The sequence below is a fragment of the Streptomyces sp. NPDC048612 genome (genome assembly GCF_043199295.1).
In the GTDB taxonomy this organism is placed as follows: domain Bacteria; phylum Actinomycetota; class Actinomycetes; order Streptomycetales; family Streptomycetaceae; genus Streptomyces.
This window is the reverse complement of sequence record NZ_JBICVV010000014.1, coordinates 1-15,507: the sequence shown is the minus strand read 5'-3', so window position 1 is coordinate 15,507 and position 15,507 is coordinate 1. Positions and strand designations below refer to the sequence as shown.

General features: G+C 73.6%; 2 protein-coding genes. Both read left to right on the top strand.

Features of this window, described 5'->3' with window-relative positions; translation table 11 throughout:
• The first annotated feature begins 16 nt into the window (after window positions 1–16).
• Window positions 17–13,954, top strand: a complete 13,938-nt coding sequence (locus tag ACGFN2_RS21580; protein ID WP_393363044.1) for a type I polyketide synthase — start codon at window positions 17–19, stop codon at window positions 13,952–13,954.
• Between the two features lie 222 nt (window positions 13,955–14,176).
• Window positions 14,177–15,507, top strand: a 1,331-nt coding sequence (locus ACGFN2_RS21575; protein WP_393362749.1) for a type I polyketide synthase, incomplete at its 3' end; no start/stop codon positions are given.

The following is a 15,507-nucleotide window of genomic DNA, read 5'->3' as shown; positions in this document are numbered from 1 at the left end:
GACACCCATGTCCGACGTGTCCAACGAGGCGAAGCTTCGTGACTACCTCAAGAAGGTGACCGGCGACCTCCGGCGGGCGCACCGCACTCTGCGTGAACTGGAGGAGCGTGACCGCGAGCCGATCGCGATCGTCGGCATGGCCTGCCGCTACCCCGGCGGAGTGACCTCTCCCGAAGAACTGTGGGACCTGGTCGCCGGACGCCGCGACGCCGTGTCCCCGTTCCCCGCCGACCGCGGCTGGGCGGACGACCTGTACGACCCCACCGGCGAGCGCCCCGGCTCCTCGTACACGCGCGAAGGCGGCTTTCTGCACGACGCCGCCCGGTTCGACGCGGAACTGTTCGGCATCTCCCCGCGCGAGGCCCTGGCCATGGACCCGCAGCAGCGCCTCGTCCTGGAGACGTCCTGGGAGCTGTTCGAGCGGGCCGGCATCGACCCCAAGTCCCTGAAGGGCAGCCGCACCGGCGTCTACGCGGGCGTCATGTACCACGACTACGCGGCCCGCCTTGACGGTGTACCCGACGGGCTCGAAGGCTTCGTCGCCAACGGCAGCGCGGGCAGCATCGTCTCCGGCCGCGTCGCCTACACCTTCGGCCTGGAGGGCCCCGCCGTCACCATCGACACGGCGTGCTCCTCCTCCCTGGTCGCCCTGCACTGGGCGGCCCGCTCCCTGCACCGCGGCGAGTGCGAACTGGCCGTCGCCGGCGGCGTCACGGTCATGTCGACGCCGCACACCTTCGTCGAGTTCAGCCGCCAGCGCGGACTGTCCGCCGACGGCCGCTGCAAGTCCTTCGGCGCGGGCGCGGACGGCACGGGCTGGGGCGAGGGCGCCGGCCTGCTGCTCCTGGAGCGCCTTTCCGACGCCCGCCGCAACGGCCACCGGGTGCTGGCCGTCATCCGCGGCTCGGCCGTCAACCAGGACGGTGCGTCGAACGGGCTCACGGCTCCGAATGGCCCGTCCCAGCAGCGGGTGATCCGCGCCGCGCTGGACGGCGCGGGTCTCGCGGCGTCGGACGTGGACGCCGTCGAGGCACACGGTACGGGCACCAGGCTCGGCGACCCGATCGAGGCGCAGGCCCTCCTGGACGCGTACGGCCAGGACCGGCCGGAGAACCAGCCGCTGTGGCTGGGTTCGGTGAAGTCGAACATCGGTCACACGCAGGCCGCCGCCGGCGTCGCGGGCATCATCAAGATGGTCGAGGCCATGCGGCACGAGGTGCTGCCGCAGACGCTGCACGCGGACGAGCCCTCGCCGCACGTCGACTGGTCGGCGGGCGCGGTGGAACTGCTGACGCAGCCGCGCGACTGGCCGCGCTCGGACGACCGGCTCCGCCGGGCGGGCGTGTCGTCGTTCGGCATCAGCGGGACGAACGCGCATGTGATCGTGGAGGAGGCGCTGGAGAAGGCGCCGGAGGAGCCGGCCGTGGACGGCGGCGCGGGTGCGGCCGCCGTGACTGCGTGGCCGGTGTCGGCGCGTTCGGCGGCGGCCCTCGCCGAACAGGCCGCCCGCCTTGAGGACCACGTGAGGACTCGCCCCGAACTGTCCCCGGTGGATGTGGGTTTCTCGCTGGCGACGACGCGGGCGCAGTTGGAGTACCGGGCCGTGGTGGTGGGCTCGTCGCGGGACCAGCTCCTGGACGAGCTACGGGCCGTGGCCAAGGGGACGACCACCGGGACGGTTCGGGGTCGGCTGGGGGTGTTGTTTACGGGGCAGGGTGCTCAGCGTGTGGGTATGGGGCGGGAGTTGTATGCCGCGTATTCGGTGTTCGCGGAGGCCTTTGACGAGGTCTGTGCTCGGCTGGACGGTGAGCTGGGTCGGTCTTTGAAGGGTGTGGTGTTCGATGGGGGCGGGGAGGGGCTGTTGGATCGTACGCGGTTCACGCAGGCTGCTCTGTTCGCGGTCGAGGTTGCCCTGTACCGGCTGGCGGAGTCGTGGGGTGTACGTCCTGACGCCCTGCTCGGTCATTCGGTCGGAGAGGTCGCGGCCGCGCACGTGGCCGGTGTGCTCTCGCTCGATGACGCCTGCGCGCTGGTTGCTGCCCGCGGACGCCTGATGGATGCCCTGCCGGAGGGCGGGGCCATGGTCGCGGTGGAAGCCGCTGAGGATGAGGTCCGTGCGGCTCTGGTCGAGGGTGTCTCGGTCGCGGCGGTGAACGGTCCGCGTGCCGTGGTCATCTCCGGGGACGAGGTCCCGGTGGAGAAGGTCGCGGCCGAACTCGCCGAACATGGCGCACGTACGAAGAAGTTGTCGGTCAGTCATGCGTTTCATTCGGCTCGTATGGAGCCGATGCTGGAGGAGTTCCGTGCGGTCGCGCAGTCGCTGAGGTATGAGACCGCGAGTATCCCGGTCGTCTCCAACCTGACCGGTGAGGTCGCGGGACCAGAGCTCTCCACCCCGGAGTACTGGGTGAGGCATGTCCGTGAGGCGGTGCGTTTCGCCGACGGCGTCCACACCCTCCACACCCAAGGTGTCACCCGTTTCGTGGAGCTGGGTCCGGACGGTGTGCTATCCGCGATGGCGCAGTCCACCCTCACCGACGCCGAGAACACCCTGTTCGTGCCGGTTCTGCGCAAGGGCAGTGACGAGGCCACCACCATCGTCACCGCCCTGGGCCAACTCCACGCCCACGGTGGCACGGTGGACTGGGAGGCCTTCTTCGTCGGTACTGGTGCCCGCCGCGTCGCTCTCCCCACGTACGCCTTCCAGCACCGTCGCTACTGGCTCGACGCCACCCCCCGTACCGACACCGCCACCGACGAGGGCGAGCGGCTTTTCTGGGAGAGCGTCGAGCGAGAGGACGCCGAGGCCCTCGCGCGCACCCTCGACCTGCCCGGCGCCCGGCTCGACGAGGTCTTGCCCGCGCTGGCGTCCTGGCGGCGCGGCCGCCGGGAGCAGGCCCGGCTCGACCAGTGGCGGTATCGGGTCGGGTGGGCACCCGCGCAGGACGCCAGGGCCCCCTCGCTCGCCGGAGACTGGCTCGTCGTCACCGCAGCGGGCGACATGGCGGACGGGACGTGCGAGGCGGTCGCCGCGCTCACGGCACGCGGTGCTCACGCGCTCACCCTGGACGAGGCAGTCGCCCGCGAAGGCCGGGTCGACGGCGTACTGTCCCTGCTCCCCGACGCCGCCTCCACCCTCCTGCTGTTGCAGGAGTTCGCCGGTACGGGCGCGAAACTGTGGAGCCTGACCCAGGGCGCGGTCGCCACCGGGGACGGCGACGCCCCGCCCCGCCCCGAACTCGCCGGGATCTGGGGCCTCGGCCGGGTGGCCGCCCTGGAGCACCCGCAGCTGTGGGGCGGGTGCGTGGACCTGCCCGAGGCACCCGGGGACATCGACTGGGACCGGCTGTGCGCGGTCGTCACCCACGGCGCCGAGGACCAGGCCGCCCTCCGCATGTCCGGCGTTCAGAGCCGCCGGCTCATGCCCGCTCCCACGGCGGGCGGGGCCGGCGAGCCCGCGCTGCGCGGCACCGTGCTCGTGACCGGCGGCACCGGCGCCCTCGGTGCCCAGGTCGCCCGCTGGGCCGTCGCCCGCGGGGCCGAGCGGCTCGTCCTGACGAGCCGGCGCGGCCCGGACGCACCCGGCGCGCCCGAACTGTGCGACGAACTCACCGCGCTCGGCGCCCATACCGTGGTCGCCGCCTGCGACGTGGCCGACCGCGACGCGCTTGCCGCCCTCCTTGCCGAGCACCCCGTGGACGCCGTCTTCCACACGGCCGGAACCGCACCCTCCGCATCGCTCACGGAGCTCACCCCGGAGGGCCTGGCCGAGGCGGCACGCGCCAAGACCGTGGGCGCACTCAACCTGCACGACCTGCTCGCCGACCGCCCGCTGGACGCCTTCGTCCTGTTCTCCTCCATCTCCGGCGTCTGGGGCAGCGGCGGCCTCGGCGCGTACGCCGCCGCCAACGCCCGCCTCGACGCGCTCGCCGAGCTGCGCCGCGCCCAGGGCCTGACCGCCACCTCGATCGCCTGGGGTCCCTGGGACGAGTCGGGCATGGCCGCGGGTGAGGCCGCCGAAAGCCTGCGCCGGCGCGGACTGCGGCCCCTGGCGCCCGCGCGCGCCGTCCGGGCGCTCGGCGATGCCCTCCGCCAGGGCGACACCTGCGTCACCGTGGCCGACGTGGACTGGGCGAGGTTCCTGCCCGCCTTCACCGCCGCCCGCCCCACCGCCCTCTTCGATGGCGTCCCGGCCGCCCGCGAGGCCACCGCGCACGCCGACGCGGACCGCACGGGCGAAGAACGCGCCGGGACCGGGACGGGCACGGCCACCGGACTGCGCGCGGAACTGGCCGCCCGCTCCCGCGCCGACGGCGAAGCCCTGCTGCTCGACCTCGTGCGCCACCACACCGCCGAAGTACTCGGCCACGACACCGAGGACGTCGTCGACACCCGGCGCGCCTTCCGCGACCTGGGCTTCGACTCGCTGACCGCCGTCGAACTGCGCACCGCCCTCGCCAAGGCCACCGGCCTGACCCTGCCCGCGACCCTCGCCTTCGACTACCCGGCCCCCGCCGACCTCGCCACCTTCCTGTACGCCGGGCTCGCGGGCGCCGAACCGGACCTGAAGACCCCGACGACGAGCACGAGCACGGGGCCGACGGCCTCCGACGAGCCGGTCGCGATCGTGGGCATGGGCTGCCGCTTCCCGGGCGGCGCCGAAACCCCCGAACGCCTGTGGCAGCTCCTCGCCGAAGGCAAGGACGCCGTCGGGCCGTTCCCCGAGGACCGGTTCTGGGACCTCGACGCGCTGTACGACCCCGACCCCGACCACCCCGGCACCTCATACGTCAGGGTCGGCGGATTCCTCGACGGCGCGGCCGAGTTCGACGCCGACTTCTTCGGGATCTCGCCGCGTGAGGCGCTGGCGATGGACCCGCAGCAGCGTCTGCTCCTGGAGACCTCATGGGAGGCCTTCGAACGCGCGGGCCTCGACCCGGCCGGACTGCGGGGCAGCCGTACCGGTGTCTTCGCCGGTACGAACGGCCAGGACTACGCCTCCGTCATCCAGCGCGCGGCCGACGACCGCACCGACGGCTACCTCGGCACCGCGAGCGCGGCGAGCGTCGTCTCGGGCCGCCTCTCGTACTCGTTCGGTCTTGAGGGACCGGCGGTGACGGTGGACACGGCGTGCTCGTCGTCGCTCGTCGCGCTGCACTGGGCCGCCCAGTCGCTGCGCCAGGGCGAGTGCGACCTTGCCCTGGCCGGCGGCGTGACGGTCATGTCGACGCCGGCCGCCTTCACCGAGTTCAGCCGCCAGCGCGGCCTGGCGGCGGACGGCCGCTGCAAGCCGTTCAGCGCAGACGCGGACGGCACGGTCTGGGGCGAGGGCGTGGGCATGCTGGTCCTTGAGCGTCTTTCGGATGCGGTGCGCAATGGTCACGAGGTGCTCGCGGTCGTGCGGGGCAGCGCGGTCAATCAGGACGGTGCGTCGAATGGGCTTACGGCTCCGAATGGTCCGTCGCAGCAGCGGGTGATCCGGGCGGCGCTCGCGAACGCCGGTCTGTCGGCGTCGGACGTGGACGCGGTGGAGGCGCACGGTACGGGTACGAAGCTCGGTGACCCGATCGAGGCGCAGGCGCTGCTGGCGACGTATGGGCAGGGGCGTGACGGGGACCGGCCGTTGTGGTTGGGTTCGGTGAAGTCGAACATCGGTCACACGCAGGCCGCGGCGGGTGTCGCGGGCGTCATCAAGATGGTCGAGGCCATGCGGCACGGTCTGCTGCCCAAGTCCCTGTACGCGGACGAGCCGTCCCCGCACGTGGACTGGTCGGCGGGAGGCGTGCGGCCGGCCACGGAGGCGGTGGCCTGGCCGATGGGCGGTGCTCCGCGCCGCGCGGGCGTCTCGTCGTTCGGCTTCAGCGGTACGAACGCGCATGTGGTGCTGGAGGAGGCGCCTGCTCCTGCGCTGGCTGCGCTGCCTGCGGTTGAGCCGGTGGCCGGTGCTGTGGTGGACGGCGTGCCGGTGCCGTGGGTGCTTTCGGGTAAGTCGGCGGAGGCGTTGCGGGATCAGGCGGCGAGGTTGGCGGCTGCGGTCGCGGACGAGTCGCCGGTGGATGTCGGCTTCTCCCTGGCGACGACGCGGGCGGTGTTGGAGCACCGGGCTGTGGTGGTGGGTTCGTCGCGGGATGAGCTGGTCGCCGGGCTGGCGGACGTGACCACGCGTGGGCCGGTGTCTGCGGGCGGCCTGGGGTTGTTGTTTACGGGGCAGGGGGCTCAGCGTGCTGGTATGGGGCGGGAGTTGTATGCCGCGTATCCGGTGTTCGCGGAGGCCTTTGACGTGGTCTGTGCCCGGTTGGACGGTGAGTTGGGCCGCTCCCTGAAGAGTGTGGTCTTCGACGGGGACGCTGTTCTGGACCGTACGCGGTTCACGCAGGCTGCCCTGTTCGCGGTCGAGGTCGCGCTGTACCGCCTCGTGGAGTCCTGGGGCGTACGCCCTGATGCCCTCCTCGGTCACTCGGTGGGGGAGATCGCGGCTGCGCACGTGGCCAGCGTGCTGTCCCTTGATGACGCGTGTGCGCTGGTTGCTGCTCGTGGCCGGCTGATGGATGCCCTGCCTGAGGGCGGGGCCATGGTCGCCGTGGAGGCTGCCGAGGACGTGGTCCGCGCCGCTCTGGTCGAGGGTGTCTCGATCGCGGCGGTGAATGGTCCGCAGGCGGTGGTGATCTCCGGCGATGAGGCTCCGGTGGAGCAGGTCGCCGCCGTACTCGCTGAGCAGGGTGCGCGTACGAAGAAGTTGTCGGTCAGCCATGCGTTCCACTCGGTTCGTATGGAGCCGATGCTGGAGGAGTTCCGTGCGGTCGCGCAGTCGCTGAGGTATGAGACCGCGCGTATTCCGGTCGTGTCGAACCTGACCAGTGGGGTCGCGGGTCCGGAATTCTCCACCCCGGAGTACTGGGTGAGGCATGTCCGTGAGGCGGTGCGTTTCGCCGACGGCGTTCAGACTCTCCACGCACAGGGCGTCACCCGCTTCGTCGAACTGGGTCCGGACGGTGTCCTGACGGCGATGGCGCAGAGCGTGCTCACCGATGTTGAGGACGCCCTCTTCGTTCCGGTCCTGCGCAAGGACCGCGACGAGGCGACGAACCTCGTCACCGCGCTCGGTCAACTCCACGCCCACGGCGGCACAGTGGACTGGTCGGCGTTCTTCGCCGGCACCGGTGCCCGCCGCGTCGCTCTCCCCACGTACGCCTTCCAGCACAGCCGCTACTGGCTCGAACCCGCCGCCGACAACCGGACGGGCACCGGCGTCCAGGACCGCCGCCACCAGGTCGTCTGGCGTCCGGCCACGCTGGCCGATGCGACCGGTCTGCCCGGCAAGTGGCTCGTCGTGGCCCCCGAGGGCGTGGCGGAGGAAGCGGTGGCGGCGCTCACCGCACGCACCGGCGAGGCCGTGGTCCTGCGTGTCCCCGACGGCATCTCCCGCGAGGCGCTGACCGCCCGACTGGCCACCACCGGAACCGACTTCGACGGGATCGTCGCGCTCTTCCCGGTCCTGCACCTCGCCCTCCACCTCCTCCAGGCCCTCGGCGACAGCGGCTCCGGCGCGCCCGTCTGGTGCCTGACCTCCGGTGCTGTGGTGACCGGTGACGCGGACGAGGCGACCGTCGACCCGGTCCGGTCCACCGTCTGGGGCTTCGGCCGTGTGGCCGGCCTGGAACTGCCCACCCGGTGGGGCGGCCTGCTCGACCTGCCGCGGACCATGGACGCACGCACCTGGGACCAGGCCTGCCAGGTGCTGGCCGACCGCACCGAGGACCAGGCGGCCATACGGTCCAGCGGGATCCTTGTACGGCGGCTCGTCCCCGTCCGGGCACATGAAACGGAGCCGCCCGCCACGCGTGCGCGCGGCACGGTCCTCGTCACCGGCGGCACCGGCGCCCTCGGCGCCCGGGTGGCCCGGCGGCAGGCGGCCGCCGGAGCCGAACACCTGGTGCTCGCCAGCCGGCGCGGCGAGAGCGCCCCGGGCGCGCAGGCCCTCGGCGAGGAGCTGCGGGCGGCCGGCTGCCGCGTGACGTTCGCGGCGATCGACGTCGCCGACCGCGAGGCCCTGGCCGCGCTCCTCGCGGAGCACCCCGTCGACGCGGTGTTCCACACGGCGGGCGTCGCCCACCTCACGCCCCTCGGCGAGCTGACCGCCGGCGAACTCGACGACGTGCTGCGGGCAAAGGCCGACGCTGCGCGCCACCTCGACGAGCTGCTCGGCTGCCGTCCGCTGGACGCGTTCGTGCTGTTCTCGTCCATCGCGGGCGTGTGGGGCAGCGGTGAGCAGGCCGGCTACGCGGCGGCCAACGCGTACCTCGACGCCCTGGCCGAGGCACGGCGCGCCAGGGGCCTGCGCGCGACGTCCGTGGCCTGGGGGCCGTGGGCCGAGTCGGGCATGGCCGTGGACGGCGGCGTGGAGGAGCACCTGCGCAAGCGCGGGCTGCGTCCGCTGCGGCCGGCGTGGGCACTCGACGCACTGGAGTGGGAGCAGACCGACGGCCGTGCGGCGACCGTCGTCGCCGACGTGGACTGGCACGTCTTCCACCCGGCGTTCACCGCCCTGCGGCCAAGCCCGCTGTTCGACGCCGTACCGGCCGTCGAGGAGCTGCGGGCGAAGGCCACCGCTGACGAGCAGACCCGTACGGCCGAGGCGCGCGACGACCGGGCGCGGCGGCTCGTCGCCCTCGGTGAGACCGAGGGTGTCTCCCGTGCCCTCGATCTGGTGCGCGCGCAGGCCGCCGAGGTGCTCGGGCACACCGGGTCCGACGCGGTGCACCCCGGCCGGCCCTTCCGCGAGCTGGGTTTCGACTCGCTGACCGCTGTCGAACTGCGCAACCGGCTGACCGCCGAGACGGGTCTGCGCCTGCCGGCCACCGTCGTCTTCGACCACCCCTCCCCGGAGGCACTCGCCCGCCTGCTGTGGGAAGAGGCCGCCGGCATGGACCGCGCCGAGCGCGACAGCCGTACGCAGACGCGGACCGCCGTACGGGCCGGTCGCGTCGCCGACCCGGACGAGCCGGTCGCGATCGTCGCCATGGCCTGCCGCTACCCCGGCGGCGCCCGCTCGCCCGAGGAGCTGTGGCAGCTCGTCGCCGACGGCACCGACGCGATCACGCCGTTCCCCGCCGACCGCGGCTGGCCGCTGGAGAGCCTGTACGACCCCGACCCGGACGTGCGCGGCACCTCGTACGCCCGTGAGGGCGGCTTCGTGCACGACGTCGCGGAGTTCGACGCCGAGTTCTTCGGCATCGCCCCGCGCGAGGCCCTGGCCATGGACCCGCAGCAGCGCCTGCTCCTGGAGACTTCCTGGGAGGCCTTTGAGCGGGCCGGGCTCGACCCCGGCACGCTGAAGGGCAGCCGCACCGGCGTCTTCGCGGGCCTCAACAGCCAGGACTACGCCACCGCGCTCACCGCCTCCGGCGAGGACTTCGAGGGCCACCTGGGCACCGGCAACTCCGCCAGTGTGGTCTCCGGGCGCCTCTCGTACGCGTACGGGTTCGAGGGACCGTCGATGACGGTGGACACAGCGTGTTCGTCCTCGCTCGTGGCCCTGCACCTGGCCGCGCAGTCGCTGCGACAGGGCGAGTGCGACATGGCCCTGGTGGGCGGCGTGACGGTGATGTCCACGCCGAGCATCTTCGTGGAGTTCAGCCGCCAGCGCGCCATGTCCCCCGACGGCCGCTGCCGTTCCTTCGCGGGCACGGCCGACGGCACCGGCTGGTCCGAGGGCGCGGGCATGCTCCTGATCGAGCGGCTCTCCGACGCCGAACGCAACGGGCACACGGTCCTGGCGGTCGTACGGGGATCGGCGGTCAACCAGGACGGCGCGTCCAACGGCCTGACCGCCCCCAACGGCCCCTCCCAGCAGCGGGTGATCCGGGCCGCCCTGGAGAGCGCGGGCCTGACGCCCGCCGATGTGGACGCCGTTGAGGCACACGGCACCGGTACGAAGCTCGGGGACCCGATCGAGGCGCAGGCACTGCTCACGACGTACGGGCAGGGGCGGGAGTCCGGGCGTCCGTTGTGGCTGGGTTCGGTCAAGTCGAACATCGGTCACACCCAGGCCGCCGCCGGTGTCGCCGGCATCATCAAAATGGTCGAGGCCATGCGTCACGGGACCCTGCCGAAGACGCTGCACGTCGACGAGCCTTCGCCGCACGTCGACTGGTCGGCCGGCGAGGTCGAGCTGCTCACCGAAGAGCGGGAGTGGCCGCTCCCGCAGGACCGGCCCCGCCGGGCGGGCGTGTCCTCATTCGGCTTCGGCGGCACGAACGCGCACGTCATCCTGGAACAGGCCGCCCCGCGGCAGACCGCGCCCGCAGATGAGCCGACGGGCGCCGAACAAGGCGTCGGAGAGAGCGCCGAACTCCCAGTCTCGGTATGGCCGTTGAGTGCCGGCACCGAGGAAGCCGTCCAGGCGCAGGCCGCGCGGCTCCTCTCGCACCTGGACCGGCCAGGGAACCCGGACGGCGCGGCCGACATCGGCCTCTCCCTGGCCACCACCCGCGCCGCGCTGCCCCGCCGCGCGGTACTGCACGGCCGCACCCGCGCCGAACTCGTCGAGGGCCTGACCGCCCTCGCGCACGGCACCCCGACCCCCGGCGTCGAGCGGTCCCTCGCCGAGCCGGGCGGCAAGCTCGCCGTCCTGTTCTCCGGGCAGGGCTCCCAGCGCGCCGGTGCCGGACGTCTGCTCGCCGCCGCCTACCCGGTGTTCGCCGACGCCCTCGACGACGTGTGCGCGCGCCTGGACCCCCTGCTCGACCGGCCGCTGCGCGACATCCTGTTCGCCGGGCCCGGGTCGGACGAGGCCGCGCTGCTCGACCGTACGCTCTACACCCAGACCGGACTCTTCGCCCTGGAGACCGCCCTCTTCCGCCTCTGCGAGAGCTGGGGGCTGCGGCCCGACGTCGTCATGGGCCACTCGATCGGCGAACTCACCGCCGCCCACGTGGCGGGCGTCCTCGACCTCGCCGACGCTTGCGCCCTGGTCGCGGCACGCGGCCGGCTCATGGGCGAACTGCCCGAGGGCGGCGCGATGATCGCCGTGGAGGCCACCGAGGACGAGGTCCTGGCCGCCCTCGCGGCCCACGGCGATTCCGGGCGCGACAGCGCCGCCGCGGACGGCCCCGGCGGGCGCGTCGCGGTGGCCGCCGTCAACGGCCCCACATCCGTGGTCCTCTCCGGCGACGAGGACGCCGTCGCACGTGTCGCCGCGGCCCTCGCCGAACGCGGCGCCCGCACCAAACGGCTGCGGGTCAGCCACGCCTTCCACTCGCCGCTCATGGGCCCGATGCTCGACGACTTCCGCGCGGTCGCCGAGAGCGTGACCTTCCACGCGCCCGAGCTTCCCGTCGTCTCCAACCTGACCGGCGCCGTCGCCACGGCCGAGGAACTCACTTCGCCCGGCTACTGGGTCGACCACGTGCGCCACGCCGTGCGGTTCGCCGACGGCATCGCGGCGGCACGCGCCCACGGCGTGACTGGCTTCCTCGAACTCGGCCCCGACGCGGTCCTCACCGCCATGGCCCGAATCTGCCTGCCCCAGGCATCCCCCCAGACAACCCACCAGGCGTCCCCCCAGGACCCGCCAGTCCCCGTCATCCCGGCCCTGCGCGCCGGCACCGACGAACCCCAGCAGGCCGTCGCCGCCCTGGCAGCGCTTTTCGCCCACGGTCGCACGGTCGACTGGACCGCCTTCTATGCGGGCACCGGCGCCCGCACCGTGGCCCTGCCGACGTACGCCTTCCAGCGCACCCGCTACTGGCCCCGGCCCCCGCGCCCGCACGCCGCCCCGGGCGGCAACGGCGACGAGCGCTTCTGGGAGGCCGTCGAGAACGAGGACCTCGCCGGACTCACCGACACCCTCAGCGAGACGCTGGCCCCGCTCAACGGCGACACCCAGTGGGACGACATCGGCCCGGCCCTGCCGGTCCTCGCCGCCTGGCGCCGCGCCCGACGCACGCGTACGACGGCCGAAGCGCGCCGCTACACCGTCGCCTGGCGCCCCGTCCGGCTGCCGAGCCGGGAAGAGCGGCAGGAGGCCGGTGGGACGGCCTGGCTCGTGGTGAGACGCGCGGACACCTCCGTTCCGGGCGGCTGCGCCCTGGAAGCCCAACTCACCTCCGAGGGCGCCCAGGTGACGACCCTGGCCCTCGCCCCGGACGAGACCCCCGACCGCGACGAGCTGGTACGCCGCATCACCGCAGCCGCCGACGGCGCGCCCACGGGCGTGGTGTCGCTGCTGGCCCTCGACGACGACCAGCCGCTGGCCGCGACACTGACCCTGCTCCAGGCCCTCGGCGACGCCGGAGTGACCGCCCCGCTGTGGTGCGTCACCCGCGGCGCCGCCGCCACCGGCATCCGCGACGGCCGCATTTCGCCCGCCCAGGCACAGGTCTGGGGTCTGGGCCGGACCGCGGCCCTGGAACACGGCGACCGCTGGGGCGGCCTCGTCGACCTGCCCGGCCACGGCGCCCCCGGCGACGCGGACGGTACGGACGACACGGACGGTAGGGGCACCCGGCTCTGGGAGGACATCAGCGCCGTCCTCCGCGGTACCGAGGACCAAGTCGCCGTACGCTCCGGCGCGGTCATGGCCCGCCGCCTGGTGAAGGCCGCACCCGCCGTCCGTACCGCGCCCTGGATCCCGCGCGGCACCGTCCTGGTCACTGGCGGCACCGGCGCCCTGGGCGGCCACGTCGCGCGACGCCTGGCGGCCGACGGCGCCGCACACCTCGTCCTCGCGGGCCGGGGCGGCCCCGACGCCCCCGGAGCCGGTGAACTGCGCGACGAACTGACCGCCCTGGGGGCCGAAGTGTCGCTCGTGGTCTGCGACTTCACGAACCGCGCCGCAGTGTCGGCGCTCCTCGCCGAGCACCCCGTGGACGCGGTCGTGCACACCGCGGGCGCGGCGCGGCTGACCCCGCTCGATGCCCTGACCCCCGCCGAACTGGCCGAGGTCAACGGAGCCAAGGTGACCGGCGCCGACCTGCTCGACGAACTCCTCGCCGACCGCCCGCTGGACGCGTTCGTCCTGTTCTCCTCGATCGCGGGTGTCTGGGGCAGCGGCGACCACGGCGCGTACGCCGCCGCCAACGCCCACCTCGACGCCCTCGCCCAGCGCCGCAGCGCCCAGGGGTTGCCCGCCACGTCCGTGGCGTGGGGCCCGTGGGCCGGCTCCGGGATGGCCGTCGACGGCGGAGTCGTCGACGACCTGCGCAGGCGCGGCCTCACCACGTTGGAGCCCGCGCACGCCGTGGACGCGCTCTTCGATGCCGTGGCGGCGGGCGAACCGTTCGGGGTGGTCGCCGACGTGGACTGGGCACGCTTCGCCCGCCTGTTCACCGTCGCCCGTCAGAGCCCGCTCCTCAAGGAGGTAGCGCCCTCCGCCGACGCACCCGCGCGCGGCGAAGCCCCGGCGGAGACCGCCGACGAGGCGGCCCGGCTGCGCGACCGGATCGCGGAGATGAACCCGCAGGACCGCGGTCGCGCCCTGACCGACCTCGTCTGCGCGACCGCGGCCGAGGTTCTGGGCCACGGCGCGGGCAAGCGCATCGACGCCCGGCGCGGCTTCCTGGAGCTGGGCTTCGACTCGCTGACGACCATCGAGTTCCGCGACCGGATGAACGCCCGCACCGGCATGGTCCTGCCCGTCACGGTGGCCTTCGACCAGCCCACCCCGGCGGCCCTCGCCGCCCACCTGGAGAGCGAGCTCCTCGGCACCCCCGGAACCGACCCCCTTTCCGAACTCGACCGGCTCGCCGAGACGTTCGCAGCCCTGCCGGACGAAGAACACCGCACCACCCTGGCCGCCCGGCTGCGCCGCATGGCCGACCGGCTCGACGACGGCACCGCCCGGGGCCGTCAGGACGCGGAGCACGAGAACACCGGCGCACTGGACGACGACCTCGTGGACGCGTCGGTCGACGACATGCTTGTGCTGATCGAGAACGAATTCGGGTCGTCATGACGTGGTCGGGGCCAAGGAGCCCGGAGTCAAGGAGACCGGGACCGGGACCGGGCGCAAACGGTGCGGGCCGGCACCGGCCAGCGCCCACGGCACGGCACGGCCCGAGCCGGGGCACACGCCGACACAACGAGACACGAGCCGTCACGTGCACCATCACACGCGCGACGGACTACCAGCGAGTGACCACCGCAGCCACAAGCGGTCCTGAGTGGGGGAGTTCCCGTGGCGAATGACGAGAAGCTGCTCGGCCACCTGAAGCGGATGACGAGCGAACTGCGCCAGGCGAAGCGCCGCCTGCAGGACCAGGACGACCGCGCCCACGAGCCGATCGCTATCGTCGGCATGGGCTGCCGCCTGCCCGGCGGCAGCGACTCGCCCGAGCGCCTGTGGCAGCTCGTCGCCGACGCCCGCGACGCCGTCACCACACTCCCCGACGACCGCGGCTGGGACCTGGACGCCCTCCACGGCCCGGACCCGGAGAACCCGGGCACGAGCCACTCCGACAGCGGCGGCTTCCTTGACGGCGCTGCCCGCTTCGACGCGTCCCTCTTCGGCATCTCGCCGCGCGAGGCGCTGGCCATGGACCCGCAGCAGCGCCTCCTCTTGGAGACCTCATGGGAGGCCGTCGAGCGCGCGGGCATCGACCCGGGCTCCCTCCACTCGACCACCACCGGCGTCTTCGCCGGTACCAGCAACCAGGACTACGCCACCCTCCTGAACGCCACCGACGGCTCCGAGGGCCACCGTCTCACCGGAAACGCCACCAGCGTGGCCTCCGGCCGTGTCGCCTTCACCCTCGGCCTGGAAGGCCCCGCGGTGACGGTCGACACGGCGTGCTCGTCGTCACTGGTCGCCCTGCACCTCGCCGTCCAGTCCCTGCGCCGAGGCGAGTGCGACATGGCGCTCGCGGGCGGCGCCACGGTCATGGCCACCCCCGGCGTGTTCGTGGAGTTCAGCCGCCAGGGCGGCCTGGCGGCGGACGGCCGCTGCAAGGCCTTCGCCGGCGCGGCGGACGGCACGGGCTGGGGCGAGGGCGCCGGCATGCTGCTCGTCGAGCGCCTGTCGGACGCCGAGCGCAACGGCCACCCGGTACTCGCGGTGATCCGCGGCTCGGCGACCAACCAGGACGGCGCCAGCAGCGGCCTGACCGCCCCGAACGGTCCGGCCCAGCAGCGCGTCATCCGCGCCGCCCTCGCGGATGCCCGCCTGGAGGCGCCGGACGTCGACGCCGTCGAGGCGCACGGCACGGGTACGAAGCTTGGCGACCCGATCGAGGCGCAGGCGCTGCTTGCGACATACGGCCGCGGCCGCGCGGCGGACCGGCCGCTGTGGCTGGGCTCCCTGAAGTCGAACATCGGTCACACCCAGGCCGCCGCGGGTGTGGCAGGCGTCATCAAGATGGTCGAGGCGATGAGCCGCGGCGTGCTGCCGAAGACGCTGCATGTGGACGAGCCCTCTCCGCATGTGGACTGGTCGGCGGGTGCGGTGGAGCTGCTGACGGAGGCGCGGGACTGGCCGGAGGCCGAGGGGCGTCTGCGCCGGGCGGGTGTGTC